This window comes from Rhodococcus sp. NPDC057014 (assembly GCF_042673295.1).
GTDB lineage: Bacteria > Actinomycetota > Actinomycetes > Mycobacteriales > Mycobacteriaceae > Rhodococcus_F.
The window spans coordinates 1-26,081 of the sequence record NZ_JBHUSF010000103.1; the positions used below are offsets into that span (position 1 = coordinate 1).

The following is a 26,081-nucleotide window of genomic DNA, read 5'->3' on the forward strand; positions in this document are numbered from 1 at the left end:
TGCTTTATCCGAGATGTATTGGGTTTTCCTAGGTGCGAGGGGTCTGGTCTATGGGTCGATTGTTCGGGACGGATGGGGTTCGCGGTCTCGCGAATACCGAGCTGACCGCCGAGTTGGCGTTGCAGGTGGCCTCCGCCGCCGCAACGGTGCTGGCGTCGCCGGGTTCGGGCGGACGCAAGACGGCCGTGGTCGGCCGTGACCCGAGAGCCAGCGGCGAAATGCTCGAGGCGGCGGTCGTCGCGGGCCTGACGTCCGCCGGTGTCGACGTCCTGAACGTCGGGGTGCTGCCGACGCCCGCGGTGGCGTTCCTGACCGCGGAACTGGACGCGGCACTCGGTGTCATGATCTCCGCCTCGCACAATCCGATGCCAGACAACGGCATCAAGATCTTCGCGGCAGGCGGACACAAACTCGACGACGAGGTGGAAGACCGGATCGAGGCCGTCGCCACCGGCACCGCGACACGGCGGGCGCCGACCGGGGCCGGGATCGGACGAGTCCGCACGGTGCCCGACGCCGCGGACCGGTACCTGCAGCATCTGACGACCGCGCTCCCGAACAGCCTCGACGGACTGACCGTGGTGGTCGACTGCGCGCACGGCGCGGCCTCGGACGTCGCCCCCGCCGCCTACCGGGCCGCCGGCGCCACTGTCATCGCGATCAACGCCGAACCCGACGGGCTCAACATCAACGAGAACTGCGGATCGACGCACCTCGAGGACCTGCAGAAGGCCGTCGTCCGGCACGGCGCCGACCTGGGGCTCGCACACGACGGGGATGCCGATCGATGTCTCGCCGTCGACGCAGGCGGTTCCCTCGTCGACGGTGACGCCATCATGACCGTGCTCGCCCTCGCGATGCGCGATGCGGGCGAACTGGCGGACGACACCCTCGTCGCGACCGTCATGAGCAATCTCGGCCTGCACATCGCCATGCGTGAGGCCGGAATCTCGCTGGTCACCACGGCGGTCGGGGATCGGTATGTCCTCGAGGGACTCCGATCCGGCGGCTTCAGCCTGGGCGGCGAACAGTCCGGGCACGTCGTGTTCCCCGCCTTCGGCACCACCGGCGACGGAGTGCTGACGGGGCTGCGGCTGATGGGCCGGATGGCGGAAACCGGGCAGCCGATCGCGGAACTGGCGTCGGCGATGACGACGCTCCCGCAGGTCCTGATCAACGTCAAGGTCGCCGACAAGCGGGCCGTCGCCGCGTCGCCGGCCGTCCTCGACGCGGTGCTGGCCGCGGAGCGCAGCCTGGGCGAGAACGGCCGGGTGCTCCTGCGGCCGTCCGGCACCGAGCAAGTCGTGCGGGTGATGGTCGAGGCTTCCGATCTGGAAGTTGCTCGTAAACTCGCCGACGAGCTGGCGGGTACCGTCGCCTCCGTGTGAACGGACACAGCGCACCGATCGGCCGAGGGAACCGATCGGTGCGCTGTCGCGTCTAATGCAGTAGGTCGCGAAGAGAGGGTGGGGCAATGGGCGAGGGACTCGAGGTGGACGTCGCGGCGGTGACGGACGCGGGCACGAGGCTGCTGCGGTCGGCGGAGGTTCTGAGACAACAGGCCGCCGAGACTGCCCGGCTGCAATTCGCCGGGCCACAGGCGGGTCGCGACTACGCCGCGAAGGGTGACGCGGTGCGGGATGCCCTCGACGTCGTCGGGGTCGCGCTCGAGCAGTGGGCCGCGGACGCGGAATCGTTCGGTCACGCGTTCCGGGCCGCCGCGGCGCGCTACTCCGGAACGGACGCGAACGTGGCGGCCGACGTGAACGGGGTGCAGTGGTGACCACGGATCCCGGAACGCTGATCGAAGACCCGAACCTGAGCCGCGAGTTCAAGGAGCAACTTCTTCAGGCGTGGGCTGCGTCCCGCGAAGCAGACGAGTCGTCGTGGCAGCCGTACTTCGACGAGTACGGACTCGCCAGACGCGACCGGACGCCGTCCGCCGACCAGCGGTACGCGGCACTGCTCGAGCACGGCAGCGACGCCCGGGCCGCCAACGCATCCCGCGTCGCGCTGGGCGAGCACCTGCGCCAGGAATCACTCAACGATCCCGAGGACATGCTCGATCTCGGTGCTCGCGGGCTCGAATTCTTCGAGTTGTTCCTGCCCTCTGCGAGAAGGCTGGGGTACGAATCCCTCGAACTCACCGACTACTACGCGCTGTTCGACGCCGAGCGGGGGATGCGCCTGCACACGCTCGCCCGCGACGTCGACACCGTCGGACGCAGCATCGTCACGGCCCGCACGGAACTCGACGACAACGAGAAATGCGTCACCGCGGTGCGAACCGGGTGGAGCGGAATCGCGGCCGCGGCGGCGACCGACGCCGCCGACCGCCGGAACGTTCAGGTCGCCGCCACGGTCGACCGGCTCGGCGACCTCGCCGAGGTGTTGTTCGAAGCGAACCTCACCCTGAGCGCCGCCGTGACGAACAAGGCGTACAAGGTGGTGTCGCTGCACCAGCCGACGGTCGGGGGGTACAGCGCCGCGCAGATCGACGTCCTCGCGCAGATCTACGCCGAGGGCAAGGACGGCGACAATTCCGTCGCGAAGGACTGCATGGAGGACGCGTCCTACTGGTTCCCCGAACTCGCCGACGACGACTACCGGCACGTGAACGCCCTGTACAAGGACGGGGGAGCCGGTGCGCTCCGCCGCCTCGACCGCGACGACGTGGTGCGGCGGGCCGCCGGAATCGCCAAGGACTGGCTCGACGCGAACTTCCGGCGCGTGTACGAGGAGAAGCAGCAGGAGTTCACCGCGGCCTGCGCCGACTGTGCCGAAGCGGTGCACGCCGCCTACGATGCCGTCGTCGCCGAGGCGCGGTCGATCGAGGTGCAGCCCGGGTTCCGACCCGAGGACACCCCCGAACCGGCTCCCGCGCCGAGTGCACCCGAGGTCCAGAACGCCGGCACCGCCCCGGCCGCGGCACCGGGACCTGCTCCCGCACCTGTTGCGCCGACGGCATCCACCGCGGCACCCGCGAACGACGGCCCCGCGTATCTCCCACCTCGATCCGGTGGCGGCGGCGCGACCACCGGTCCGGCGGCTGCCGCACCTCCGATCGCCGCCGCATCGCCGGCTGCCACGGCGCCCGTGACGACTGCCCCGATCACCCCGATCATCCCGATCGCGCCGGTCCCGCCCGTGATGCCCGGGCTTCCGGGGTCGCTCGTGCCGGCGCCGGGCGCCGTCCCGGGTACGGGAAACGTCCCCGGCCTGGGTGACCTCCTCGGTCGGGGCCTCGCGGGAGGGCTGGCGGATCTCGGTTCGCTCCTGCGCCCGTTGATCGAGGACGCCCTCTCGGGCCTCACCGGCAGGGCCGACGAGGACGGCATGCCGGACGACCTCCGTGAAGACTTCGACAATCCGGGTGCGGACGACGGCGAGCCGGGTCACGGCACGTCGAGCGGCACGAGTCTCGAACTGGACCTCGACGGACAATCGTGGACGCTCGCCGTCGACGCGGACGGTCAGGGGATTCATCTCGAGATGAGCGACGGACAGGGCGGGACAGCCAGATTCGAGGTCGAGATCGGTCCGGACGGCCTGCCGCAGATCCTCGCCGACAACGCTGCGGCCGACGGAGACCCCGAGGGTGCCGACTGCGCACCCCCCGAGCCCGACCCGGAATCGCGGGTCGACGCCGGAGCCGAGGGCGTGCCGGCGACGACGGCTGAAGACGGGCCGCCGCCGGGCGGAGATGCCGGGGACGCCGCGCCGAGCCACGAGGACGCACCGGGGCCGGTGCCTGCCGGGGACGCCGCGGCCGTCGCGCCACCACAGGTGGTGGCATTGCAGGAGGCGCCGGCGCCCGACGCACCGGCCCCGCCGCAGGAACCGCGGTCTGCACCCGAACTCGCGACCGGTCCCGTCGCCGGACTCGACAGCGGCGCCGAGCTGGCCGAGGCCGGTCCACTGTGAGCCACCGAGCCGCCCAGTTACGGGCACAACGGGCACAGATGCGCGCCGACCTGGAACTGTTCCGGGAGCGGATCGACGAAGCCAGAGCCAGAGACGAGGCAGCCGCAGCGAACCGCGGCCGTGCCGAGCCCGCGGCCGCAGTGTCGCCAGAGTTGCCGCCACCGCGCCCGGGAGCGGACGACGATGACGACGAGTTCTATCGTCCCCGCAGCTGGCTGGTGTGACCGACGGGCTCAGATGTGCGGGAGCGCGCCCTGGAACCCGGCCTTGGTGTGCACCTCGTGCGGATCGACGAGGGTGGTGTGGGGAAGTTCGGCGTCCGCCTTCGCGAACACGTCGTACTTCTTGTCCTCGGTGAGGTGGTAGAGGAGGAAGCCGGTCAGCAGTGCGCGGGTGATCTGCTGGGTCTTGCGTTCCGAGCCGCCGATGCCGAGCGCGCCCAGGAGGCGGCGACCTTCGGTGAGCCCGGACTCGGAGGCGCCGTTGACGGCGCGCAGAACGTGCTCACCACCCCACGCCTCGGCCAGTGCCTTGGCGTTGCTGTTCATGGTGTCGATGTCGGCACCGGCCACGACGAGCCCCGGCGCTGTGATCTTGGACGCATACTTCTCGGCCTTCGGCGCGGTCGGCGCCGGGAACAGGGCTGCGACCGCCGCCACGTCCCGCTGGGCTGCGGCGAGGACAGCCGCCCCGGCACCCATCCCGTGGCCTGCGAAAGCGACGCGGTCGGGCCGCACGCTGATCTGTCCCGGACCGAGACGCACACCCACACAGATGTCGAGGCTGGCCCGCAGGTCGGTGGCGAGGCCCAGGTGAGAGGGCACGGGACCGCGTTCGCTGTTGGGGGCGGCCACGACGATTCCCCACGACGCCAGATGTTCGAGCGTCTTCCGGTAGTGGTCGGCACCTGCCATCCAGCTGTGCGCGAACGCGACGGCGGGCAGGTTGAAGCCTGATTCGGGCGTGTATACGACGCCCGGCTGTCCGGCGAGGGCGAGGTCGCCGCGCAGCACGCGGTGCGGTCCTCGCTTGGACAGTTCACGGGCCAGGGTCTTCGGTTTCGGCGCCACGGGGAGAACGTTATCCGATTCGTGGGCCGGCGAGAGAGCCGATGCGGCCCACACTCCGACTTCGCGGCGTCGGCCGGTCCAAGTACCCTGATGAACCATGTGCGGAATCGTGGGATACGTCGGCCACCGGCAGGCTCTGACTGTTGTAGTGGAGGCTTTGCGGCGAATGGAATACCGCGGATACGACTCTGCCGGTATCGCCGTGCTCGACGGGCAGGGCGGGATGGCGGTCGAGCGGAAGGCGGGGCGTCTCGCGAATCTGGAGGCCGAACTCGACGAGGTCGGGGCGGAGCACTTCACCGGGAGCACCGGGATCGGGCACACCCGGTGGGCCACGCACGGCAGGCCCACCGATCGCAACGCGCACCCGCACCGCGACGCGGGCAACACGGTCGCCGTCGTCCACAACGGCATCATCGAGAACTTCGCACCGCTGCGGGCCGAACTCGAGCACGACGGAATCGACTTCGCCAGCGACACCGACACCGAGGTCGCGGTGCACCTCGTCGCGCGGGCCTACGCCTCGGGTGAGACGGCAGGCGACTTCGTCGCGAGCGCACTGAGCGTGCTGCGCCGGCTGGAGGGCGCGTTCACCCTCGTCTTCACGCACTCCGACCACCCGGACACCATCGTCGCGGCGCGTCGCTCGACGCCGCTGGTCATCGGTGTCGGCGAGGGCGAGACGTTCCTCGGCTCCGATGTCGCGGCCTTCATCGAGCACACCCGCGACGCGGTCGAGCTGGGGCAGGACCAGGTCGTGGTGATCACCGCGGACGGGTATTCGATTCTGAACTTCGACGGATCCGAGGCGCAGGGCCGCCCGTTCCGCATCGACTGGGATCTCGCCGCCGCCGAGAAGGGCGGCCACGACTACTTCATGCTGAAGGAGATCGAGGAGCAGCCGGGCGCGGTCGCGGACACCCTGCTCGGTCATTTCGCGGACGGAAAGATCGTCCTCGACGAGCAGCGACTGTCGGATCAGGAACTGCGCGACGTCGACAAGGTCTTCGTCGTCGCCTGCGGCAGCGCCTACCACTCGGGGCTGCTCGCGAAGTACGCCATCGAGCACTGGACACGGTTGCCCGTCGAGGTCGAGCTGGCCAGCGAGTTCCGCTACCGCGACCCGGTCCTGGACCGGTCGACGCTGGTCGTCGCCATCTCGCAGTCCGGTGAGACGGCCGACACCCTCGAGGCGGTGCGCCACGCCAAGGACCAGAAGGCGCGGGTGCTTGCGGTGTGCAACACGAACGGCGCCCAGATTCCCCGCGAGGCCGACGCCGTCCTCTACACCCGGGCAGGTCCGGAGATCGGTGTCGCGTCGACGAAGGCGTTCCTCGCGCAGGTCACGGCGAACTACTTGGTCGGTCTGGCCCTCGCGCAGGCGCGCGGCACCAAGTACCCGGACGAGGTGGCACGCGAGTACGCCGATCTCGAGGCGATGCCGGATCTGGTGAGCCGGGTACTCGAGACGGTGGAGCCGGTGCGGGCACTGGCGCGGGAGCTGGCGTCGTCGTCGACGGTGCTGTTCCTGGGCCGCCACGTGGGCTATCCCGTGGCGCTCGAGGGTGCGCTCAAGCTCAAGGAGCTGGCGTACATGCACGCCGAGGGCTTCGCGGCCGGCGAACTCAAGCACGGGCCGATCGCGTTGATCGAGGACGGGTTGCCGGTGATCGTGGTGATGCCGTCGCCGAAGGGGCGCGCGGTGCTGCACTCGAAGCTGCTCAGCAACATCCGGGAGATCCAGGCCCGCGGTGCGCGGACCGTCGTGATCGCGGAGGAAGGCGACGAGGCCGTGCGGCCGTTCGCCGACCACCTGATCGAGATCCCGTCGGCGCCGACGCTGCTGCAGCCGCTGCTGTCGACGGTGCCGTTGCAGGTCTTCGCCGCGGAGGTCGCGCAGACACGGGGATACGACGTCGACAAGCCGCGTAACCTCGCCAAGTCCGTCACTGTCGAATAGCCGCGACGAGAGGGGGCGCGGCCGGGCCGCGCCCCTACGAAGTGACGACGACGGTGCCCGTCATGTCCGGGTGCAGCGAACACGTGTACTCGTAGGTGCCCGGTTCGGTGAACGTGTACGTGAACGCGCCGGTCTGCATCAGCCGGCTCCGCAGCACGCTCTTCGCGGCCCCGACACCCACCACGTCGTGGGTGACTCCCCGGTCGTCGAAATTCCAGGTGACAGTGTCTCCGGCCCGGACGGTGATCGTCGAGGGCGCATACGCCATGTTCGCGACCTGCACGACGGGTCCGGTCGGCGCCTGGGGTGCCTCCTCGGCGGGCGAGCTGCACCCGGATACGACGGCCGTCATCGAAATGCTCGCGGCCAGAGCCACTCCGGCGATCCGCGACCTTCCACATACACGCATGACGTCGAGCGTAGTCTGACCCGGTACCGACCCTTCACTGCACAGCGGCCGGCCGTGAGGCCGGCTCGACGAGGAGTTCCCATGCGGGGCTACTACACCGCGGACGAGGTTCGAGCCGCGGAGGCGCCGTTGCTGGCGTCCCTTCCCGACGGCGTATTGATGCGGCGCGCCGCACACGGACTGGCCACGGTGGTGGCGGCGGAACTGCGGGCGCGGACCGGGGGTGTCGCCGGCCGCACGATCACGGTGCTGGTGGGGTCCGGCGACAACGGCGGGGACGCGCTGTGGGCGGGGTCGATGCTGCGCAAGCGCGGTGTCGCCGCTACCGCGGTCCTGCTGAAACCGGAGAAGGCGCACGCGGCCGGGCTGGCGGCGTTCACCGCGGCCGGTGGTCGGGTGGCCGCCCCGTCCGACGACCTGGGCCTGCCCGATCTGGTGATCGACGGGATCGTCGGGATCTCCGGCAGGGGGCCGTTGCGGCCCGATGCCGCTGCGCTGATCGGCCGGATCGAGGCGCCGATCGTGTCGGCGGACCTGCCGAGTGGGGTGGACCCGGACACGGGCGCCGTCGACGGGCCCGCCGTGCGCGCCGCGGTCACCGTGGCGTTCGGCGCCCTCAAACCGGTTCACGCGCTGGGCGCGGCGCAGTGTGGCCGAGTCGAGCTGGTCGACATCGGACTGTCGCTCGGCGATGCCGACATCACCGCTCTGGACGCCGCGGATGTGGGCGCGGCGTGGCCGGTGCCGGGAGCCGAGGACGACAAGTACTCGCAGGGCGTGGTGGGGGTCGTCGCGGGCAGCGACGGTTACCCGGGAGCCGGGGTCCTGTGCACGGGAGCGGCGGTCACGGCCACGTCGGGGCTCGTCCGCTATGCCGGGCCGTGCACGGCCGAGGTGCTCGCGCACACGCCGGAGGTGATCGCGACCACCGATCTCGCGAAGGCCGGACGCGTCCAGTCGTGGGTGGTCGGGCCGGGCATGGGCACCGACGACGCCGCCCGCCGGACGTTGCGGACGGTGCTCGACGCGGATGTGCCCGTACTGGTCGATGCGGACGGACTGACCCTGCTCGCCGAGGACCCGGACCTGGTGCGCTCGCGGACGGCAGCGACGCTGCTGACACCGCACGCCGGGGAGTTCGCCCGGCTGACGGGGACGGGACCGGGACCGGACCGGGTGGCGTCGGTGCGCGCGCTCGCCGCCGACTGGAACACGCACGTGCTGCTCAAGGGGCGGGCCACGGTGATCGCCGAGCCCGGCGGCCGGGTGTTCGTCAACGAGGCGGGTGGTTCGTGGTCCGCCACGGCGGGGGCAGGCGACGTGCTCGCCGGGATCATCGGCGCACTCGTGGCCGCCGGTCTCGCGCCGGACCGGGCCGCCGCGGTGGGTGCGCGCGCTCACTCGCTGGCCGCGAACCTGGCGGCCCGAGGCGGCGGCGCCGACCTCTCGGCGGGGCGTGGAACAGCACCGATCTCCGCAGGAACGTTGCTCGGGCACCTCAGGGAGTCGATCAGAGTTCTCCGTGCGGGGGTGTCACCCGAGGAAATGCCGGCGACCGCGTGAATGGCAGGATCGAACATATGACGCTTGCTGAAGCAGTACCGGCCGACGACCACGGACACAGCGAACCCGCAGCGCCCGCGCAGGCGGCGCCGGCACCGCAGGCCGAGGCAGTGGTGGATCTGGACGCGATCGCGCACAACGTCCGGATCCTGCGCGACAGCGCTCGGGGCGCGGCGATGATGGCCGTCGTGAAGGCGGACGGCTACAACCACGGCGCGGTAGCCGTGGCCCGCGCGGCGCTGGCTGCGGGAGCGTCGGAACTGGGTGTGACGACGGTGTCGGAGGCCTTGACGCTGCGTCGTGCCGGGATCGACGCACCCGTCCTCGCGTGGCTGCACACCGTCGACGCCGATTTCGCCCCCGCGATCGCGTCCGGCGTCGAACTCGGCGTCTCCTCGCCCCGCCACCTCGCCTCGGTGGTGGCCGCGGCGCGGACCGTCGGCACCACGGCGATCGTCACTCTGAAGGTCGACACCGGCTTGAACCGCAACGGGGTGGCGCCCGACGAACTGGAGCACGTCCTCGTCGACCTGGCCCGCGCGCAGGCCGAGGGCGCGGTGCGGCTGCGCGGCATCTTCTCTCATCTGGCCCATGCCGACGAGCCGCACCACGCCTGGATCGATTCCCAGCGGGATCGACTGGTCACTGCGATCGCGGACGCCAAGCGTCATGGACTGGTCCCCGAAGTGGTGCACCTGTCCAATTCCGCGGCCACCCTGACCCGCCCCGACCTGCGGTTTGACATGGTTCGCCCGGGAATCGCGATATACGGGTTGTCGCCCGTTCCCGAACTCGGTCAGTTCGGGTTGCGCCCGGCGATGACACTGCGATCGAGGGTGGCCCTGGTGAAGAAGGTGGCGGCAGGTGAAGGCGTGTCCTACGGGCACCAGTGGGTGGCCCCGAGGGACACGACGGTGGCGTTGCTGCCGTTCGGGTACGCGGACGGGCTCCCGCGTTCGCTGAGCGGCCGATTCGAGGTCCAGTTGGGTGCGGCGCGCCGTCCGGGGATCGGACGTGTCTGCATGGACCAGGTGGTCGTGGATCTCGGACCGGACGGCGGGGGAGTCCGGGAGGGGGACACCGCGGTGTTCTTCGGCAACGGGGACCTCGGCGAACCGATCGCACAGGAGTGGGCAGACAAGCTCGACACCATCCACTACGAGGTGGTGACGGGGGTGCGCGGACGCACGGTGCGCAGCTACGTCGGTGGGACGGGCACGTAGGCATGGGTGTGTCGAAGCGGTTGGGACTTGTCGGCGGTGTGCTCAGCGCGCTGGCGCTCGGCTCGGTGGCCGGAGTCAACGCCGTGCGCAGCGCGACCCGGCCCGGCCGCGAGATCTACGGTGACGAGGACTTCACCCTGATGTCACGGGACCGGCGCAGCGTGGTGGTCGCCGAGGACGGCGTTGCGCTCGCGGTCCGTGAGGTGGGTCCGGAGAACGCCCCGGTGACGGCGGTGTTCGTGCACGGGTACTGCCTGGACATGACGTCGTGGCACTTCCAGCGCCGTCAGCTCGCCGAGCGGTGGGGCGACGACGTGCGGATGGTGTTCTACGACCAACGCGGGCACGGCGATTCGGGTGTGCCGTCCGCGGCGAGCTGCACGATCGCGCAGTTGGGCGCCGATCTCGCGACCGTCGTCGAGGCGAAGGCCCCCACCGGACCGATTGTGCTGGTGGGGCATTCGATGGGTGGGATGACGGTGCTCGCGTTCGCCGGGCAGCGGCCCGAGCTGGTGGCGGAGCGGGTGATCGGTGCCGGTCTGGTGGCTACGGCCGCGGCCGGGCTCAGCGAGACCGGATTGACGCGGAACCTGCAGAACCCGGTCATCGACGGCTTCCGGCTCGCTGTCCGGACCTCGCCCGAACTCGTCCAGCACGCGCGCGGCGCGGCCCGCGTGCTGATCACCCCCATCCTGCGGGCGGCGTCATACGGCACGGACGTGAGTCCGCGGCTGCACAAGTTCTCCGACTCCATGCTGGACCGGACGTCGGTGGTCACCATCGTGAACTTTCTGCGCACGCTCGAATTGCACGACGAGTCCGCGTCCCTCGAGGCGCTCGAACACACCCCGTCCGTCGTGGTGTGCGGCGACAGTGACATGACGATCCCCTTCGGCAGTTCCCGGAAACTGGCGGCGGACCTACCGGAGTCCGAACTGGTTCGGGTGCGCGGCGCCGGTCACCTGGTGCAGCTCGAGTTCCCGGCCGTGGTGTCGGACGCGGTCGACCGGCTGTTGCAGCGCGGCCTGGCCACATTCCGATCGGGTGAGCAGTCCGATGTCGGCTGAGGAAGGAGTACTGCCCGTGAGCGGGACCGTGGTGCTGGCGACGGCGGAGGACACGGAGGAATTCGGGCGGAACCTCGCCCGGGGACTCGTCGCCGGTGACCTCGTGGTGCTCGACGGACCCCTCGGTGCGGGGAAGACCGCACTGACGAAGGGAATCGGGGCCGGCCTCGGCGTCCAGGGTCGAGTGACTTCGCCCACATTCGTGATCGCGCGGGAGCACCGGGCGGGCATCCGTCCCGGTGGGGGTGCCCCGGTCGGGATGGTGCACGTGGACGCGTACCGACTGGGCGGGAGCGGACCGCACGCACTGGACGAACTCGACGCACTCGACCTCGACACCGACCTGGCCGCAGCCGTTGTCGTCGTCGAATGGGGTGAGGGCGTCGTCGAGCACTTGGCCGATCGTCACCTACGGGTACGCCTGCGCCGCGAACCGGAGTCGGATGTCCGCACGGCCCACTGGGAGTGGATTTCCTGACGGGTCGGGTGTCGGGAGCGGTTCTGACGTGCGAGTACCCTCAGTTACCGTGCTTGTTCTCGCCATCGACACGTCCACGCCTGCCGTGACCGCCGGAGTCGTCCGGATTTCGGCCGATTCCGCATCGGTCGAGGCGGTCGACACGCTCGCGGTGCGGGTGACGGTCAATCCGCGCGCGCACGCGGAAGTGCTCACCCCGCACATCCTCGAGTGCCTCGCCGAGGCGGGACACGTCCCCGCGGACCTCGACGCGGTGGTCGTCGGGGCCGGACCGGGCCCGTTCACGGGACTGCGCGTGGGGATGGCCACCGCCGCAGCGTTCGCCGACGCCCTCGGAATCCCGGTTCACGGGGTGTGCAGCCTCGACGCGATCGCCGCGCAGGTGGACGGTGACCGGAATCTGCTCGTCGTCACGGACGCGCGCAGGCGCGAGGTGTACTGGGCTCGCTATTCGGCGGGAATTCGGGTGGAGGGTCCCGCGGTGGTGAAGCCGCGTGAGCTCGAGCCCATGCCGTCCGAGGTGGTGGCGGGATCGCCGTCACACGTCGACTTCTTCGATCTGCCGGTCGAACCGGTGGAAACACCCTCGCCGGCAGGACTGGCCGCGGTGGCCGCGGAGGCGTTGTTCGGCGCTGCGGCCCCGGCGGCGCTCGTCCCGCTCTATCTGCGACGCCCGGACGCCGTGGAACTGGCGGACCGGAAGAAATGACGTTCCGCATCGAACCGATGACGGCCGCCGACGCCGAACGGTGCGCGGAGCTTGAGACTCTCCTCTTCGCCGGCGACGGGCCCTGGAGCGCGCACGCGTTCAGGGCGGAACTCGCCGCCCCGCACGTCCACTACGCCGTCGCTCGGGACGACACCGGCCACGTCGTCGGGTACGCCGGAATCGCCCTGCTGGGCAACGGTTCGCACCCCGAGTCCGAGATCCACACGATCGGAACCGACCCGGCGTGGCAGCGGCGGGGGATCGGCGGGGCCCTCCTCGACGAACTGCTGCGCGTGGCCGGCACCCGGGGCGGCCCCGTGTTTCTCGAAGTGCGAACCGACAACGACGCGGCGATCGCCCTGTACCGACGTGAAGGATTCGAGATCGTGGGAACCCGTAAGAAGTACTACCAACCGAGCGGTGCGGACGCATTCACGATGCGTCGCCCCGGAGCGGGTGAGGAGCCGGTGCAATGATCGTCATGGGGATCGAAAGCTCTTGTGACGAAACCGGAGTCGGCATCGTCCGGTGGAACGGCGACGGAACCTGCGAGCTTCTCGCGGACGAGGTCGCATCCAGCGTCGACCAGCACGCACGTTACGGCGGGGTGGTCCCGGAGGTCGCGTCCCGCGCGCACCTCGAGGCGATCGTCCCGACGATGCGGCGGGCCCTCGCCGCCGCCGGGATCGTCAAGCCCGACGCGCTCGCCGTCACCATCGGCCCCGGTCTGGCCGGAGCCCTGCTCGTCGGTGTCGCCGCCGCGAAAGCCTATGCGGCGGCATGGGACGTCCCGTTCTACGCGGTGAACCACCTCGGTGGGCACGTCTCGGTGGACACCCTCGAGCACGGACCGATGCCGCCGTGCGTGGCGCTGCTCGTGTCCGGTGGGCACACCCACCTCCTGCACGTCGAGGACCTGGCGAAGCCCATCGTCGAACTGGGCACCACCGTGGACGACGCGGCCGGCGAGGCGTTCGACAAGGTGGCCCGACTCCTCGGACTCGGATTCCCCGGCGGCCCCGCCCTCGACGCCGCGGCACAGGACGGCGACCGGAACGCGATTCCGTTTCCGCGCGGCATGACCGGACCCCGGGACGCACGGCACGACTTTTCGTTCTCCGGACTGAAGACGGCCGTCGCGCGGTACGTGGAATCGAAGGAACGGGCCGACGAGGCGTACTCGGTGCCCGACATCGCCGCGAGCTTCCAGGAAGCCGTGGCCGACGTACTGACGATGAAAGCGGTACGCGCCGCTCGCGACGTCGGCGTGGACACTCTGGTGCTCGGTGGCGGCGCGACGGCCAACTCGCGTATCCGCGCGCTCGCCGAGGAACGCTGCGCCGAAGCCGGTCTGACCCTGCGAGTGCCGAAACCCCGCCTGTGCACCGACAACGGAGTGATGATCGCCTCGCTCGGCGCGCATCTGATCGCCGGCGGCGCCGCGCCCTCCCTGCTCACCGTGGCCAGCGACCCCGGACTGTCGGTGGCCACCAGTCAGGTGTTCAGCTGACCGGAATCGTGACGGTCTGCGTGGCCGGGGGAGTCAGCGCCTCACCGGGCTGAGTTCCGCTCGGCTGCGCCCCGGCGGGAGCGCTGGGAGCAACCGTGCCCGGCGCCGGAATCATCGGGAAGATCCCTTCGGGTGCGGCGGGCGCGGACTCCGCCGGCGCAGCGGGTGCCGCCGGCGCAGCGGGTGCCGCAGGAGCGGTGGATTCGGCGGGCGCAGTGGGTCCCCCGACAGGCGGCGGTGCCACTTCGGGACCGCCGGGTACGGGCGCGACGGGGCTCGGTTCGTTCGGCGTCGACTCCCCGGGAACCTGCGGCCACAGCGGTGGAATCGCGGGCCACTCGATGTGCGGCCACGAGGGCTGTGGCGGCTCCGTTCCGGGCAGCGTCGGACGTGCGGGGCCGGTGGTGGTCGGCAGGGGGGTGGTGGTGCGCGGGGGTGTCGTCTCCGTCGTCGAATCGGGCGTGTGCGCAGGAATCTGGTCGGTGTGCGGTTCGGACGTGGGCGGTGCAACCTGATTCGGGTAGTACTCCGACGTCGGCGTCGGGTCGTACGACGGAATCCGCGTGGCGGGAGGCTCGTCGGTCGTCGTGGTTGCGACCTGCTCCGTGGTCTGGAACATGTCGGTCCCCGCAGGGGAGACGTTGGGATCGGGTGCGGGCGCGAGTTCCTTCACGCCGTAGCCGAGAACGAGGCCGCCGACCACGAGCGCGCCGACGAGAGCCCCCGACAACTTCGCGGCCGAACCGGGGCGGTTCGATTCGGTGGCCGGGTAGTCGCGGATGGCCGAGGACACGGCGAGCAGCGCCGCACCCTTCGCAGTCGCCGTGTCGGGTTCGGGCACCACGATGACCCGCGCGGTGAAGGACGCGGTCACGGCCGCGGCGATCGCGGGAATGTTCGCGCCGCCGCCGACCAGGGCGAGTGCCTCGGGTCGGCGCGGAGAGTCGGCGATCGTGGCACGGATGAACTCCACCGCGACCCGGACGGTCGGTGCGGCGATCTCGTCGAACCCGGTGCGGCTGATCTCGATCGGGCGGATGCCCGGGAGGTCGATGTCGACGTGCGCCTGCGGCTCCGACGACAACTGCTCCTTGGCGACACGGCACCGCGCCGAGAGAAGATCCCGGTCCAGGTGCCGCAGGGGATGCGGAGTCGCGAGACTGCCGACGACGTGGTGGAAGATCAGGTCGTCGATTCCGGTGCCGCTCACGTGGCTGGTGCGGTCGGCGTGCAGGACGGTGCCGTCCACCTGATCGACGACGGCGACGGACAGCCCGGACTCACCGAAGTCGACGATCGCGACGGTGGCGTGCTGAGCGACCTCACCTGTGTGTCGCAGGAAGGTGAGGGTGGCCGCTGTCTCGGGCACGAGGTGCACGCGATGGCGCTGCCTGCTGACGGCGCTGCGGATCGAGTGGGCCTGTTCCTGCGTCCGGTACGCGACGGCGAACGCGTCGGGCGTGGTGGGATCGGCCGGAACCTGGGTGGTCATCAGCGAGATCGACGAGCGGACCAGATCGCCGAGGTCGGTGTGGGCCTGATCGGCGGACAGGTAACGGAACTCGACGTTCTGCGCGCCGTTGGAGGCGGTGGTGACGAGCGCGGAACTCACACCTGCCGCGCCGGTCGACATCCCCAGGGACATACCCATCACACACACCCCCTCACGTTTTCGACGCGTGACCTGCTGTCTCTGCCGGAACGCCCTGTTCAGCGGGGATTCCTTGCCCGTTGAATCGGCGACTGTTATCTGAACGTTACAGAAAACAAACGGATTTCGCTCCCGGCTTCCGGCCCCCGAGGACGAAGATTGCGCTCGATATCCGGTCTCACCTGCACAGTTGTCCAAAGGAATCTCATGCGACGCGCCAGCGATTTTCGCAACCTCACGAGACGCGAGCGCCGACGGCTTCTGCTGCGCGCATTCGTGCGGCCGCTGGGCACCGTCGTCCTGTGCGCGGTGGTCTACTTCGCCCTGCCGTGGACCTCGATCGGGAACATGTCCGCCCTGCTCTTCCTGGCGGGCGGCCTGCTGGTCGTCGGCTCGGCGGCGGTCTGGCAGATCCGCCGGATCTTCCGCTCCGACGTGCCTGCGCTCCAGGCCATCGAGGCACTCGCCCTGATCCTGCCGCTCTATCTGCTCGGGTTCGCGGCAGGATATTGCCTGATGTCCGAAAGTGATCCGGGTTACTTCACGGAACCCCTCACGCGCATGGGTGCGCTGTACTTCTCGCTCACCGTGTTCTCCACCGTCGGGTTCGGCGACATCGCCGCGACGACCGATGCGTCGCGAGCCGTCGTGAGTGTGCAGATCATCGGAAATCTGATCCTGCTCGGCGTCGGCATCCGCGCGGTCGTCGCGGCCGTCGACTGGGCCCGCAAGCGCCGGAACTAGCGACCCGACACCAGCACCAGTTCGACGTTCCGGTCGGCAGTCCCGCCGCCCAGGTCGGGGTCGGCGTGAATGTCGTTGAACGACAACTCCCGGTACAGCGACGCCAGTCCGAGCGGTGAGAGGTCGGTGTGATCCACGGCGTACGGGCTGTCGGCCTCGAACAGCGTCGTGAGCAGCGACACGGTTCCGTCGACGTTGTCGACCACCTCGATGATCCGCCCGTGCTGCGGGAAGTCGATGTGCGAGGCCGTGTTGATCTCCCAGAACGACTGCTCCGGAGTCGATCCGGGCCACGGGGTGATCCGGTTCTCGTGGGTGTGTCCGTTCACCCAGGCGAGGACGTTCGGGAAACGGTGCAGCAGGTCCACCAGTCGCGAGCCCCGGATCCGGGGTTCCGCCGGGGCGGCGGGGTCGGGGACGACGTTGTCCATGCTGCCGCTGGTGTGGTGGCTGAACAGGACGAACCAGGTGTCGCTGCGTGCCTGCGAGACGGGGTTTCCTGCCGTGTCATAGTACCGGCTGCTGCCTGCCGTCAGGGTGTCCTCGATCCACCGGAACTGCGCCGCGCCGAGCGAGCCGTCGACGAATCCCGCCCGGTTGGTGGAATCCATGCTGATTCCGACGACACCGGGTGCGATCTCGAACGAGTAGTAGCCGATTCCGGTCTCGGCGGCGTCGGGTGCGAAGCCGTGACCGGCCGGTCCGGGACCGGTGTTGGCCGGGTCCAGGTGTGCGGCGATGAACTGGCGGGGAGTGAACGGTGCCCGAGCCGGATCGGGCGTGACGACCCGGGGTGGTGTGGTGAACGCGGACAGCACGCCCGGAATGGCGCCGGGGTCGAACTTGGTGGCGATGTCGACCGCCTTCGCCTGCTCCGGCGACCCGGGGACCTCGAACTTCAGGGAACCGGTGTACATGGCTTCGAGCGGGGGGATGCCGCTGGGGACGGTGCCCTCCACCGAGTCGTCGTGGTTGCCGAAGACGCAGTACCAGGGGGTGTTCAGGCCGGGGCTCGTGACGGGGGCGATGGCCGCGCCGAGCAGCCCGGGGATCTCGGGAAACCCGGCCTTCTTGTACATGTCCTGGATGGAGGACTCGGGGTTCCAGTACAGGTCCGCCCCGGAGTTCTGCACGCCTTCGTAACGGTCGGGGGCACCCGTGTTGGGGACGATGGTGCCGCCGTTGAGCGCGGTGAGGAACCAGTCGAGTTCGGCGAACTCCTTGTTGTCGGTGTTGTCGCCGGTGCTCACGACCGCATCGAACGGGCGCTGGGTGTGCGGGCCGGACGCGAGCGCGTTGACGCGGGCGACCAGGGCGACGAGACCCTGCGCGGTGAGGGTCTCGTGCGGGCGGAACGCGGAACCGGTGAAGGGGTGGACGTATTCGAAGCGCATCGGGGACTGGGCGTCGACCAGGTGGACGTCGGTGAGCTGGACGAGTGAGGCGAGTGCGGTGCGCCGGTCCTCGCGCCCGCTGCGGGCCTCGGCGAGTTCGGTGCGGACGATCGTCGGCCACCCCGGTCCGGCGCCCAGCCTGCGGTAGCCGGAGCTTCCGAGGGGGACGGCCACCGCTTCGAGGGTGGTGCCGGCCGCGGAGGTCGGGAGCGGGGCCGCGCCCGCGTACTGCAACCCCCACGGACGTGCTCCGAACCCCACCGTGCCAATCGCCCCGAGCCCGGCAAACGTCAGGAATTTACGCCTATTGATGTCAGACACCAGAGGAACCTTAGGTGACGACCCCTGAGACAGGACGATATTCGGCGCGGCGCGAACTGCCACCCCCTTCTCCTTGAGGGTTGGCACTCTCACGTATAGAGTGCCAAGTGGCGCCGATCGAGCTCCGGCACCCGCGACGACGGGGCTGTGTGAAGTGCCGTAAACGGAACACTCAAACAGGAGTCCGGAGAAGTCTCCGGATCCGCATACCCCAAAGTGGAGGGCTCATCGTGGCGAGCGTCAACATCAAGCCGCTCGAGGACAAGATCCTCGTCCAGGCCAACGAGGCTGAGACGACGACTGCCTCCGGCCTGGTCATTCCCGACACGGCCAAGGAAAAGCCCCAGGAGGGCACCGTCGTCGCAGTCGGCGAAGGCCGCGTCAACGAGCAGGGCAACCGCATCCCGGTCGACGTCAAGGAGGGTGACACGGTCATCTACTCCAAGTACGGCGGAACCGAGATCAAGTACGCCGGCCAGGAGTACCTGATCCTGTCGGCACGCGACGTGCTGGCTGTCGTCTCCAAGTAAGCCATACGTGATCCGCCCCGGAGTCCCCACAGGATCCCGGGGCGGAGTGCGTTCACGCGCGTAACCCTGAGATCCAGGAGAAGACAGAACACATGTCCAAGCAGATTGAGTTCAACGAGATCGCACGCCGGTCTCTCGAGCGTGGAGTCGACAAGCTTGCCGACGCGGTCAAGGTGACCTTGGGTCCGCGTGGCCGCCACGTAGTGCTGGCGAAGGCCTTCGGCGGCCCGACCGTCACCAACGACGGCGTCAGCATCGCCCGGGAAATCGAGCTCGAGGACCCGTTCGAGAACCTCGGTGCGCAGCTCGTCAAGAGCGTCGCCACCAAGACCAACGACGTCGCAGGCGACGGCACCACCACCGCGACCGTGCTGGCTCAGGCCATCGTGCGGGGCGGTCTGAAGAACATCGCCGCGGGTGCGAACCCGATGGCACTCGGCATCGGCATCAACGCCGCCGCCGACAAGGTCGTCGAGGCACTGCTCGCCGTCGCGAAGCCGGTCGAGGGCAAGAACTCCATCGCCCAGGTCGCGACCGTCTCCTCGCGTGACGAGGAGATCGGCGAGATGGTCGGCGAGGCGCTCACCCGCGTCGGCACCGACGGCGTCGTGACGGTGGAGGAATCCTCGACCCTGGCGACCGAGCTCGTCATCACCGAGGGCGTCCAGTTCGACAAGGGCTACCTGTCGCCGTACTTCGTCACGGACCTCGACGCACAGAAGGCCGTGTACGAGGACGCACTCGTGCTGCTGTACCGCGAGAAGATCACGTCCCTGCCCGATTTCCTGCCGCTGCTCGAGAAGGTTGCCGAGAGCGGCAAGCCCCTCCTCATCATCGCGGAGGACGTCGAGGGCGAGGTTCTCTCGACGCTCGTGGTCAACTCCATCCGGAAGACCATCAAGGCCGTCGCCGTGAAGGCGCCGTTCTTCGGTGACCGCCGGAAGGCGTTCCTCGACGACCTCGCCGTCGTCACCGGTGGCACGGTCATCAACTCCGACGTCGGCCTCACGCTGAAGGACGCCGGACTGGACCTGCTCGGCAGCGCCCGCCGCGTCGTGGTCAGCAAGGACGAGACCACGATCGTCGACGGCGCCGGAACCGACGACGACATCAAGGGTCGCGTCGCGCAGCTGCGCCGCGAGATCGAGAACACCGACTCCGACTGGGATCGCGAGAAGCTCGAAGAGCGTCTGGCGAAGCTGGCCGGTGGCGTCGCCGTCATCCGCGTCGGCGCGGCCACGGAGACCGACCTCAAGGAGCGCAAGTTCCGTGTCGAGGACGCCGTCAACGCCGCGAAGGCTGCAGTCGCCGAGGGCATCGTCCCCGGTGGCGGTTCCGCCCTCGTCCAGGCGAGCACCGAACTGGCCGACAACCTCGGTCTGACCGGTGACGAGGCCACCGGCGTCAAGGTGGTGCGCGAAGCCCTGCAGGCGCCGCTGTTCTGGATCGCCAGCAACGCCGGTCTCGACGGGTCCGTCGTCACCAGCAAGGTTGCCGAGCAGCCCAAGGGGCACGGTTTCAACGCCGCGACCCTCACCTACGGCGACCTGCTCGCCGACGGTGTCGTCGACCCCGTCAAGGTCACCCGCTCCGCGGTCGTCAACGCGGCCTCGGTCGCGCGGATGATCCTCACCACGGAGAGCGCCGTGGTCGACAAGCCGGAAGAAGAGGACGAGCAGCAGACCGGTCACGGGCACAGCCACTAGGCTTCGCCGTCGCGGCCGATCGGGCTCCGATCGTTCGAACGAGAAACCCCCGTGCGGATCACCGCGCGGGGGTTTCTCTGTGTCTTCTCTGTGTCCGACGGCTGCCGGATCAGCTCAGTTGCAGCACCGCGAACGGTTCCGACGTCGGCTGCGGTGACCCTCCGGGCGGCTCGACGGTGACGGCCAGCTTCGACATCGACCCCACGTCGTCGAGGACGAGGGTCGTGGTCGGCTGCATGTCGCCGGCCGACACGGTTCCGGCGGGCACCGGGGCGGCCCCGGATTCGGGCATCAACCACAGCTGGTACACGGTGTCCGCGCTGGGTGGGGCGACACCGTCCATCACGAACACGACGGCGTCCTGCGACTTCGAGTAGTTGGCGGTAGCGGACCCGCCTGCCGCGATCGGACTCGTCGACGAGTGCATGTCGGTGGCGTCGAGTACCTGCTCCGCCACGGTGGGCGCCGGGCCTTCCGTGAGCTGCCGGACGATCACCGTTCCGCCGGCGAGCACCCCGACGGCCGCGGCGGCGGCGACGGCGATCTGCCAGCGCCGCCTGCGGGAGCGGCGCTCGGCGAGCGAGGCCGGCGCGGGCACGGGACGCCGGATCGCGTCGAGGACCCGGGTTCGCACCCGTGGTGGCGGTTCGACGGCGCCCACCGCGCTCACCACCGCGAACGCTTCGCGGATCCGCCTCACCTCGTCGGTGAACGTGGAACGGGTGTCCTCGTCCGTGCCCGCGAGATCGGCGTCGAGTTCGCGACGCTCGCTGTCGTCGAGCGCGTCGAGTGCATACGGGTAGGCCATGCCCACGAGTTCGGAGTTCATGTCACAGACCCCCCAGGCAGCCGCGAAGACGCGTCAGTCCGTCACGGATGCGTGTCTTCACCGTCGACAGGGCAACCCCCAGCTGGGAGGCGACCTCCCGGTAGGTGCGGCCGTCGTAGTACGCCATCGCAACGGACTCGCGCTGCATGTCCGTGAGCGAGTCGAGGCAGGCGAGCACCGACTGATGCTCGAGCCGGCGGGTCACCTCCTCGGTGACATGGTCGAACGGCCCCGCGATGTTGGTGGTCTCGTAGAGGGACTCGCGGTCGGTGCCTGCCTGCTCCGAGCGCACGCGGTCGACGGCCCGGCGGTGCGCGAGGGTCATCAGCCACGACAGCACCGAACCCCGTGCCGGGTCGAAATTCGACGCGGTGCGCCAGGCCTGGAGGAAGACTTCCTGTGTCGTCTCCTCCGCATATCCGGGGTCGCGCAGCACGCGGAGGACCATGCCGTGGACTCGGGCGCTCGTGCGGTCGTAGAGTTCGGCGAACGCGTCCGCGTCCTCGTTCGCCACGCGGGCCATGATGTCGTGGAGTTCCGCGGATTCGGTGGCGCGGGCGCTGTGTGCCCCGGCCGCGTCCGCCGAGCACACGTCTTCTGCCGGGGTAGTGCCCTCGTGGTTCGTCACCAGCGCTCGTCTCGCTTCATCGAGAACCACGGTAGCGTGCATGTCCGCTCATCTCCTCCAGCCGGTAGGCATTCGGAGACCGAGTCGCCGTGGATGGGTGGCGACGGGATCGAAGTGACGCGGGGAACCCCCGCACGGCGGCGAGGGTTCCCCGGTGAGTGTGGTGGAGCGGTCAAACGGCAATCCGGCCGCGTCTGTGCCGGGCGTGCATCTCGCGTTCCGTTTCGGACATTCCACCCCAGATCCCGTACGGCTCGGACACGCTCAGCGCGTGGTTGCGGCACTGGGCGAGGACCGGGCAGCGCCGGCACATTTCCTTCGCACGGGTTTCCCGCTGTGCGCGGGCACGGCCGCGCTCCCCGTCGGGATGGAAGAACATCGAGGAGTCGACTCCGCGGCACAGTCCGTGCATCTGCCAATCCCAGATATCGGCGTTCGGGCCGGGAAGGTGGTTGGGTGCAGGCATGTGGACTCCTTAGCTGCAAGCTCGCCTCGGGCGGCGGGCGGACCGTGGGCTCTACGTTCAAGCCGCTGAATCATTCACGTTGCTCACCGTAGAGTCGGTTCGGAAATCGCGTCAATAGTTGTTCACAGTGGTGATTTACATATCCCACAAGCTGAAAGTTAACCTGGAAAATATTTACTTTCCCGCGGTTCCATGTTTCCGTTTCGGGTTGAAAGACCTGGGGGCACGGGTAACGATGTGCGGGTGCCCCAGCCCGCGGAGCCTGAAACGCAGACCCCCTCCGGATCTCCGGACGAGGGTCCCACGATGTCGGTATCTGCGCTGGCCAGAAGGCTTGGGGTGGCACCGTCGACGCTTCGCACGTGGGACCGCCGCTACGGGATCGGCCCGTCCGTTCACCCGCAGGGAAGTCACCGGCGGTACACCGCGCGCGACGTCGCCCGGCTCGAATGCATGCAACAGGCTCTGGACGGTGGTGCAAACTCCGCGGAGGCCGCGAGATATGCGATTAACGCAATGGCTACATATTCGTCAGAAATCGGTCGTCTGCCGGGTGGCGAAAATCTGGATGACAACTCGGTGAACGGGACGAAAACAGGCTCGTCGAACCTTTTGCCGTCCTTTTCCGGCCTCGCCGACGCCGAGGCGGCCGTTCGCAATTTGTCGGGAGCGTTGCTGGCGCGGGACGTCGTGACCATCCGCCGGATCGTCGTGCGGGCCGTCGCGGAGCGGGGATTCAGCTCCATGTGGACGAGAGTGGTGACTCCGGTGCTCGAGTGGGCGGACGAGGGCAGGAACTCCGACGCCGCCGCGGCGAGCGTCCGCGTCTTCGCCGAATGCGTCGCGGGAATTCTGTCCACGATGACGCTGGATGCGCCGATCGGCGGCGGTGGCCGGGTCCTGCTCGTGCAGGTGCCCGCGGACACGCCGGATGCGCTTCCCGCCGACCCGTACGGTCTCGAATTCCGTGCCCTGGGCGCCGCCCTCGCCACCGCCTCGGTGGACACGCGGATCGCGCTGCCGCTGTGCCGGTCGGCGTTGCTCGCCGCCGTGACCAACGCCGAACCGGACGTGATCGTCCTCTGGTGGCCGCCCGCCGCCGCATGCGACGTCGCGTCCCTGCTGCGGGCGATCCGCCGCAGGCGCACCGGGCTGACGATGCTCGCGGGCGGTCCCGGGTGCCGGACGCAGCCGCTACCGCGGACGATCACGGTGCTGGGTGCGCTGGATGCGGCCGTGGCCGCCGTCGCTGCGGTCACCTGACCGGTGCGGAGCCGGGTGATGCGATGATCTCGGCGTGCCCGACTCCTCTCCCCGTTCCGACGTCACGAATCCACTGTTCCGCGCGGCGTTCGGCGCCGATCCGGGTGCAGGCCCCCTGCCGGAGTCGGACGTTCCCGTCGAACGCTGGATGCGGGCGGTGGCGTGGGGCGCCCGGGGGTACTACAGCCGGTCCCGCGCCGAACTGGACGTCCTGACGCGCGGCGGGGTTGCGGAACCCGCGATCGTGTCGCTCGCCTGGAGCACGCAGGCATCGTTGCTGAGGCAACTCGGCTGGCACGCCGTGGCGTCCGGATTCGACGGCCGGGCCCTGGCGGTCGTCGGGACGGGGCCCGGAGCGGCAGACGGTGTTCTCGCCGTGGAGGGGCGGTGCGACGCGTTGACGGGACTGGCCGCCGACGCACTGGGGTGCGGCCGGCTCGCACTGGGCAGGCGGCTGCTCGACCGGTGCTCCGAGTACCTGGACGGCCATCCCCCCGGCGAACTGTGGCGGCAGCATGTCCGCAGGCACTGGGTGAGCGCGGAGCTGTTTCTCGCGGACGGGGACTTCACCGCGGCGCGCCGCCACGCCGAGAGCGCCGCAGAAATTTCCGAGACCGCCGGATCGGTGCGGCACCACGTCAAATCGGATCTGCTGCGGAGTGCGTCGATGACGGGGGAGTCCGATTCCGGTCCGGCGGCGCGGCTCGCCGCGGATGTGCTCGACCGGTGCGATCGGCACGGCCTGATACCCCTGAAGTGGGCGGCTGCGATGTTGCTGAGTGGTGTGACGTCCGACTCACGTGCGGAGGCGGTGGTCGAGGAGTGCGACGCCCTCATCAGGGCGCGAGGTGGGCGCTTCCGGATCTGACTCCGCTGGTCGGGCCCCGTGGGGCCGGGTTGTTCACGAATCGGTGCGAATCCGGGCGAATACCGTTCGGTCCGCACCGTTACTCTTGGAGTGTTCCGCTGAGAGCGGGAGCACACCCATCGGGGGAGGTGCCACTGTAACGCCAGGATATTCAGCAACGATGACTAATACGAGCGAGGAGTTGGACTCCGCCGTCGCCGCTGCAACGCAGGGTGACCGGGCCGCTTTAGCTCTGGTCCTGGAAAACATTCGGCCCCTGGTTGTGCGTTACTGCAGAGCCAGGGTCGGTGCTGCGGAGAGGGGACAACTCTCCGCGGACGACGTGGCACAAGAAGTGTGCCTCGCCGTGATGACGGCCCTACCTCGCTACGAGGATCAGGGCCGGCCGTTCATGGCATTCGTCTACGGGATCGCCGCGCACAAGGTCGCCGACGCGCATCGGAACTCCGCACGTAACAAGTCGGAGCCCGTCGCCGAAGTACCTGATGTCGTAGCCAACGACGACGGACCCGAACAACGGGCGCTGGACTCGGAAGCGAACAGGCAGATGAACGAACTGCTGAGCACGCTGCCGGAGAAGCACCGGGAGATCTTGATCCTCCGGCTCGTGGTCGGTATGTCAGCGGAGGAGACGGCTGCGGCCGTGGGTAGTACCGCGGGAGCTGTCCGCGTGGCTCAACACCGAGCCATCGCGAAACTGAAAAAAGAAGTGACGAGGGCAGGTGAGAGGTTTGGCTAGGGGCATCAAGCGCAACGGCAATCCCGATGCCGATCTCCCAGGAGACGACGCACCGGTGGACGTCGCGGCTGTGCGCCGCGACGATGCGCTCATCGACGCGATCGCCGGTGGCGGTCCCGTCGCAACGGATTCGCCGGAGCAATACGAGCTCGCGCTTCTGCTGACCAATTGGCGTGCCGACATCGTGTCGACGCCGATGCCGGCCGGGCCGCTGCTGGACGATGTGATCGCGGCGATCGACGCCTCGGGCAACGCGCGTTCCGCACGCGGCGCCGCCCGCGGCAAGCTCCGGCTGTTGCGGCCCATCGCAGGCGCTGCCGCCGCGATCGCGGTCGTCATGGGCGGTGCCACCATCTTCTCGTACGACGCCGAACCCGGCGATCCGCTGTGGAGCGTCAAGTCGGTCGTGTTCAGCCAGCAGGCCGACTCGACCGTCGCACAGATCGACACCACGTCGCAGCTGCAGGAGGCCGAACGGCTGATCGCCGCGGGCGACGCGGAGTCGGCGAAGAACCTCCTCGACGGCGCCGCCGACCGTTCCGGCGGGGTACGCGACGCCGACCTGCGCAACGAACTCGACGTGTGGCGGGCGAAGCTCGCCGCGGAGCTCGAGAAGATGGCCCCGACCACGCCGCCGGCCGCGACGACGACGCCCGGGACCACCACCACCGACGCGCCGTCGCAGGCAACCTCGTTGCCGGCCACCGTTCCGGGGACCCCCGGTTCGACGACGGTGCCGGGAGCCGAACTGCTGCCGGGCACTCAGCTGCCGACGGATCTGCAGATTCCGGGGTTGCCGCCGATTCCGCTGCCGCAGCTGCCCACCCTCCCGCCGCAGCCGCCGCTTCCGCCCGAGACGATGCCGTCCACGAGCCCGGATCCGACGATCATGCAGTTGCCGCTACAGCCGACGAACAATCCGACCACGGAGCCGCCCACCCAGCAGCCGCCGCAGGAGCCGTCGACGGTGCCGCTGCCGACCACGACGACCACCGTCCCGGTGCTGCCGCCCACCAGCTAGCGGCTGGG

The 26,081-nt window shown here is 69.6% G+C and carries 26 protein-coding genes and 1 pseudogene; 20 read left to right on the forward strand and 7 right to left on the reverse strand.

What is annotated here, in order from left to right:
• Window positions 1–50 precede the first annotated feature (50 nt).
• The 4 genes from glmM to ACFTZB_RS20815 all read left to right on the forward strand — a co-directional run bounded on the left by glmM (window position 51) and on the right by ACFTZB_RS20815 (window position 4,148).
• The gene (gene glmM, locus ACFTZB_RS20800; protein WP_378433833.1) at window positions 51–1,388 is read left to right on the forward strand and encodes a phosphoglucosamine mutase; all 1,338 of its coding nucleotides are present in this window, start codon (window positions 51–53) and stop codon (window positions 1,386–1,388) included.
• An 86-nt stretch (window positions 1,389–1,474) separates the two neighbouring features.
• Window positions 1,475–1,783: a type VII secretion target gene (locus ACFTZB_RS20805; RefSeq protein ID WP_378433834.1), complete on the forward strand. Its 309-nt coding sequence runs from the start codon at window positions 1,475–1,477 to the stop codon at window positions 1,781–1,783.
• Window positions 1,780–3,924, forward strand: coding sequence for a hypothetical protein (locus tag ACFTZB_RS20810; RefSeq protein ID WP_378433835.1), 2,145 nt, complete (start codon window positions 1,780–1,782; stop codon window positions 3,922–3,924). The genes ACFTZB_RS20805 and ACFTZB_RS20810 overlap by 4 nt, the downstream gene beginning before the upstream one ends.
• A gap of 38 nt (window positions 3,925–3,962) precedes the next feature.
• A complete protein-coding gene (locus ACFTZB_RS20815; RefSeq protein WP_378433836.1) occupies window positions 3,963–4,148 on the forward strand; it encodes a hypothetical protein in 186 nt (61 codons plus the stop codon).
• Between the two features lie 9 nt (window positions 4,149–4,157).
• Here ACFTZB_RS20815 and ACFTZB_RS20820 read toward each other — a convergent pair whose 3' ends face one another.
• Window positions 4,158–4,994, reverse strand: coding sequence for a hypothetical protein (locus tag ACFTZB_RS20820; RefSeq protein WP_378433837.1), 837 nt, complete (start codon window positions 4,992–4,994; stop codon window positions 4,158–4,160).
• 97 nt (window positions 4,995–5,091) lie between these two features.
• Here ACFTZB_RS20820 and glmS point away from each other — a divergent pair, with 97 nt between their 5' ends.
• Window positions 5,092–6,954 (forward strand): glutamine--fructose-6-phosphate transaminase (isomerizing), encoded by a 1,863-nt coding sequence (gene glmS / locus ACFTZB_RS20825; RefSeq protein ID WP_378433838.1) that lies wholly within the window; start codon window positions 5,092–5,094, stop codon window positions 6,952–6,954.
• Between the two features lie 34 nt (window positions 6,955–6,988).
• Here the strand turns inward: glmS and ACFTZB_RS20830 are convergent, their stop codons facing one another.
• Window positions 6,989–7,363, reverse strand: coding sequence for a cupredoxin domain-containing protein (locus ACFTZB_RS20830; RefSeq protein ID WP_378433839.1), 375 nt, complete (start codon window positions 7,361–7,363; stop codon window positions 6,989–6,991).
• Window positions 7,364–7,444: 81 nt separating this feature from the next.
• On the opposite strand from ACFTZB_RS20830, the gene ACFTZB_RS20835 reads away from it, so the two are divergent.
• Genes ACFTZB_RS20835 through tsaD form a run of 7 tightly spaced genes read left to right on the forward strand, consistent with a single transcriptional unit; the run spans window position 7,445 to window position 13,913 of the window.
• On the forward strand, window positions 7,445–8,926 hold the full coding sequence (locus tag ACFTZB_RS20835; protein WP_378433840.1) for an NAD(P)H-hydrate dehydratase: 1,482 nt from the start codon (window positions 7,445–7,447) through the stop codon (window positions 8,924–8,926).
• A 17-nt stretch (window positions 8,927–8,943) separates the two neighbouring features.
• Window positions 8,944–10,149, forward strand: coding sequence for an alanine racemase (gene alr / locus ACFTZB_RS20840; RefSeq protein ID WP_378433841.1), 1,206 nt, complete (start codon window positions 8,944–8,946; stop codon window positions 10,147–10,149).
• 2 nt (window positions 10,150–10,151) lie between these two features.
• Window positions 10,152–11,216, forward strand: coding sequence for an alpha/beta fold hydrolase (locus tag ACFTZB_RS20845; protein WP_378433842.1), 1,065 nt, complete (start codon window positions 10,152–10,154; stop codon window positions 11,214–11,216).
• Complete coding sequence (gene tsaE, locus ACFTZB_RS20850) at window positions 11,206–11,694, forward strand: tRNA (adenosine(37)-N6)-threonylcarbamoyltransferase complex ATPase subunit type 1 TsaE (RefSeq protein WP_378433843.1); 489 nt, start codon at window positions 11,206–11,208, stop codon at window positions 11,692–11,694. Before ACFTZB_RS20845 ends, tsaE begins: the two co-directional genes overlap by 11 nt.
• Window positions 11,695–11,743: 49 nt before the next feature.
• Window positions 11,744–12,403, forward strand: coding sequence for a tRNA (adenosine(37)-N6)-threonylcarbamoyltransferase complex dimerization subunit type 1 TsaB (gene tsaB, locus ACFTZB_RS20855; RefSeq protein WP_378433844.1), 660 nt, complete (start codon window positions 11,744–11,746; stop codon window positions 12,401–12,403).
• Window positions 12,400–12,879, forward strand: a complete 480-nt coding sequence (gene rimI, locus ACFTZB_RS20860) for a ribosomal protein S18-alanine N-acetyltransferase (RefSeq protein ID WP_378433845.1) — start codon at window positions 12,400–12,402, stop codon at window positions 12,877–12,879. Before tsaB ends, rimI begins: the two co-directional genes overlap by 4 nt.
• On the forward strand, window positions 12,876–13,913 hold the full coding sequence (gene tsaD, locus ACFTZB_RS20865) for a tRNA (adenosine(37)-N6)-threonylcarbamoyltransferase complex transferase subunit TsaD (protein WP_378433846.1): 1,038 nt from the start codon (window positions 12,876–12,878) through the stop codon (window positions 13,911–13,913). Before rimI ends, tsaD begins: the two co-directional genes overlap by 4 nt.
• Here the strand turns inward: tsaD and ACFTZB_RS20870 are convergent.
• Window positions 13,906–15,564, reverse strand: coding sequence for an Hsp70 family protein (locus tag ACFTZB_RS20870; protein ID WP_378433847.1), 1,659 nt, complete (start codon window positions 15,562–15,564; stop codon window positions 13,906–13,908). The genes tsaD and ACFTZB_RS20870 overlap by 8 nt on opposite strands.
• Before the next feature lie 207 nt (window positions 15,565–15,771).
• Between ACFTZB_RS20870 and ACFTZB_RS20875 the strand changes: the two genes are divergently transcribed.
• Entirely contained in the window at window positions 15,772–16,308 is a 537-nt protein-coding gene (locus ACFTZB_RS20875; RefSeq protein ID WP_378433848.1) for a potassium channel family protein, read from the forward strand.
• Here ACFTZB_RS20875 and ACFTZB_RS20880 read toward each other — a convergent pair.
• Window positions 16,305–18,023 carry a TIGR03767 family metallophosphoesterase gene (locus tag ACFTZB_RS20880; protein WP_378433849.1) on the reverse strand — a complete coding sequence of 573 codons (1,719 nt, stop codon included), beginning with the start codon at window positions 18,021–18,023 and terminating at the stop codon, window positions 16,305–16,307. The two genes, ACFTZB_RS20875 and ACFTZB_RS20880, sit on opposite strands and share 4 nt — an antisense overlap.
• A gap of 230 nt (window positions 18,024–18,253) precedes the next feature.
• Between ACFTZB_RS20880 and groES the strand changes: the two genes are divergently transcribed.
• Both groES and groL read left to right on the forward strand, forming a co-directional pair.
• Window positions 18,254–18,553 carry a co-chaperone GroES gene (groES, locus tag ACFTZB_RS20885; RefSeq protein ID WP_003940763.1) on the forward strand — a complete coding sequence of 100 codons (300 nt, stop codon included), beginning with the start codon at window positions 18,254–18,256 and terminating at the stop codon, window positions 18,551–18,553.
• A gap of 92 nt (window positions 18,554–18,645) precedes the next feature.
• Complete coding sequence (groL, locus tag ACFTZB_RS20890) at window positions 18,646–20,259, forward strand: chaperonin GroEL (protein ID WP_378433850.1); 1,614 nt, start codon at window positions 18,646–18,648, stop codon at window positions 20,257–20,259.
• Window positions 20,260–20,368: 109 nt separating this feature from the next.
• On the opposite strand, the gene ACFTZB_RS20895 is transcribed toward groL, so the two are convergent.
• The 3 genes from ACFTZB_RS20895 to ACFTZB_RS20905 form a co-directional block, all read right to left on the reverse strand.
• Entirely contained in the window at window positions 20,369–21,088 is a 720-nt protein-coding gene (locus ACFTZB_RS20895; RefSeq protein ID WP_378433851.1) for an anti-sigma factor domain-containing protein, read from the reverse strand.
• Between the two features lies 1 nt (window position 21,089).
• Entirely contained in the window at window positions 21,090–21,758 is a 669-nt protein-coding gene (locus ACFTZB_RS20900; protein WP_378433852.1) for a sigma-70 family RNA polymerase sigma factor, read from the reverse strand.
• A gap of 130 nt (window positions 21,759–21,888) precedes the next feature.
• Window positions 21,889–22,182, reverse strand: coding sequence for a WhiB family transcriptional regulator (locus ACFTZB_RS20905; protein ID WP_005239766.1), 294 nt, complete (start codon window positions 22,180–22,182; stop codon window positions 21,889–21,891).
• A gap of 306 nt (window positions 22,183–22,488) precedes the next feature.
• Between ACFTZB_RS20905 and ACFTZB_RS20910 the strand changes: the two are divergent.
• The 5 genes and pseudogenes from ACFTZB_RS20910 to ACFTZB_RS20930 all read left to right on the forward strand — a co-directional run.
• Window positions 22,489–22,674 (forward strand): annotated as a pseudogene (locus ACFTZB_RS20910) (MerR family transcriptional regulator); the annotation flags it as partial.
• A gap of 87 nt (window positions 22,675–22,761) precedes the next feature.
• Window positions 22,762–23,445, forward strand: a complete 684-nt coding sequence (locus ACFTZB_RS20915; RefSeq protein WP_378433856.1) for a transcriptional regulator — start codon at window positions 22,762–22,764, stop codon at window positions 23,443–23,445.
• A gap of 34 nt (window positions 23,446–23,479) precedes the next feature.
• Window positions 23,480–24,313, forward strand: a complete 834-nt coding sequence (locus tag ACFTZB_RS20920; RefSeq protein WP_378433853.1) for a hypothetical protein — start codon at window positions 23,480–23,482, stop codon at window positions 24,311–24,313.
• Between the two features lie 160 nt (window positions 24,314–24,473).
• On the forward strand, window positions 24,474–25,052 hold the full coding sequence (locus tag ACFTZB_RS20925) for a sigma-70 family RNA polymerase sigma factor (protein WP_378433854.1): 579 nt from the start codon (window positions 24,474–24,476) through the stop codon (window positions 25,050–25,052).
• Window positions 25,036–26,073 carry an anti-sigma-D factor RsdA gene (locus tag ACFTZB_RS20930; protein ID WP_378433855.1) on the forward strand — a complete coding sequence of 346 codons (1,038 nt, stop codon included), beginning with the start codon at window positions 25,036–25,038 and terminating at the stop codon, window positions 26,071–26,073. The genes ACFTZB_RS20925 and ACFTZB_RS20930 overlap by 17 nt, the downstream gene beginning before the upstream one ends.
• Window positions 26,074–26,081 lie beyond the last annotated feature (8 nt).

What these genes read in the sequence shown, in the direction of transcription:
- glmM (WP_378433833.1), top strand. Translation starts at nt 51, where the DNA reads ATGGGTCGATTGTTCGGGACGGATGGGGTTCGCGGTCTCGCGAATACC.
- ACFTZB_RS20805 (WP_378433834.1), top strand. Translation starts at nt 1,475, where the DNA reads ATGGGCGAGGGACTCGAGGTGGACGTCGCGGCGGTGACGGACGCGGGC.
- ACFTZB_RS20815 (WP_378433836.1), top strand. Translation starts at nt 3,963, where the DNA reads ATGCGCGCCGACCTGGAACTGTTCCGGGAGCGGATCGACGAAGCCAGA.
- glmS (WP_378433838.1), top strand. Translation starts at nt 5,092, where the DNA reads ATGTGCGGAATCGTGGGATACGTCGGCCACCGGCAGGCTCTGACTGTT.
- ACFTZB_RS20830 (WP_378433839.1), bottom strand. Translation starts at nt 7,363, where the DNA reads ATGCGTGTATGTGGAAGGTCGCGGATCGCCGGAGTGGCTCTGGCCGCG.
- ACFTZB_RS20835 (WP_378433840.1), top strand. Translation starts at nt 7,445, where the DNA reads ATGCGGGGCTACTACACCGCGGACGAGGTTCGAGCCGCGGAGGCGCCG.
- alr (WP_378433841.1), top strand. Translation starts at nt 8,944, where the DNA reads ATGACGCTTGCTGAAGCAGTACCGGCCGACGACCACGGACACAGCGAA.
- ACFTZB_RS20845 (WP_378433842.1), top strand. Translation starts at nt 10,152, where the DNA reads ATGGGTGTGTCGAAGCGGTTGGGACTTGTCGGCGGTGTGCTCAGCGCG.
- tsaE (WP_378433843.1), top strand. Translation starts at nt 11,206, where the DNA reads ATGTCGGCTGAGGAAGGAGTACTGCCCGTGAGCGGGACCGTGGTGCTG.
- rimI (WP_378433845.1), top strand. Translation starts at nt 12,400, where the DNA reads ATGACGTTCCGCATCGAACCGATGACGGCCGCCGACGCCGAACGGTGC.
- tsaD (WP_378433846.1), top strand. Translation starts at nt 12,876, where the DNA reads ATGATCGTCATGGGGATCGAAAGCTCTTGTGACGAAACCGGAGTCGGC.
- ACFTZB_RS20870 (WP_378433847.1), bottom strand. Translation starts at nt 15,564, where the DNA reads ATGGGTATGTCCCTGGGGATGTCGACCGGCGCGGCAGGTGTGAGTTCC.
- ACFTZB_RS20875 (WP_378433848.1), top strand. Translation starts at nt 15,772, where the DNA reads ATGCGACGCGCCAGCGATTTTCGCAACCTCACGAGACGCGAGCGCCGA.
- groL (WP_378433850.1), top strand. Translation starts at nt 18,646, where the DNA reads ATGTCCAAGCAGATTGAGTTCAACGAGATCGCACGCCGGTCTCTCGAG.
- ACFTZB_RS20895 (WP_378433851.1), bottom strand. Translation starts at nt 21,088, where the DNA reads ATGAACTCCGAACTCGTGGGCATGGCCTACCCGTATGCACTCGACGCG.
- ACFTZB_RS20900 (WP_378433852.1), bottom strand. Translation starts at nt 21,758, where the DNA reads ATGCACGCTACCGTGGTTCTCGATGAAGCGAGACGAGCGCTGGTGACG.
- ACFTZB_RS20905 (WP_005239766.1), bottom strand. Translation starts at nt 22,182, where the DNA reads ATGCCTGCACCCAACCACCTTCCCGGCCCGAACGCCGATATCTGGGAT.
- ACFTZB_RS20925 (WP_378433854.1), top strand. Translation starts at nt 24,474, where the DNA reads ATGACTAATACGAGCGAGGAGTTGGACTCCGCCGTCGCCGCTGCAACG.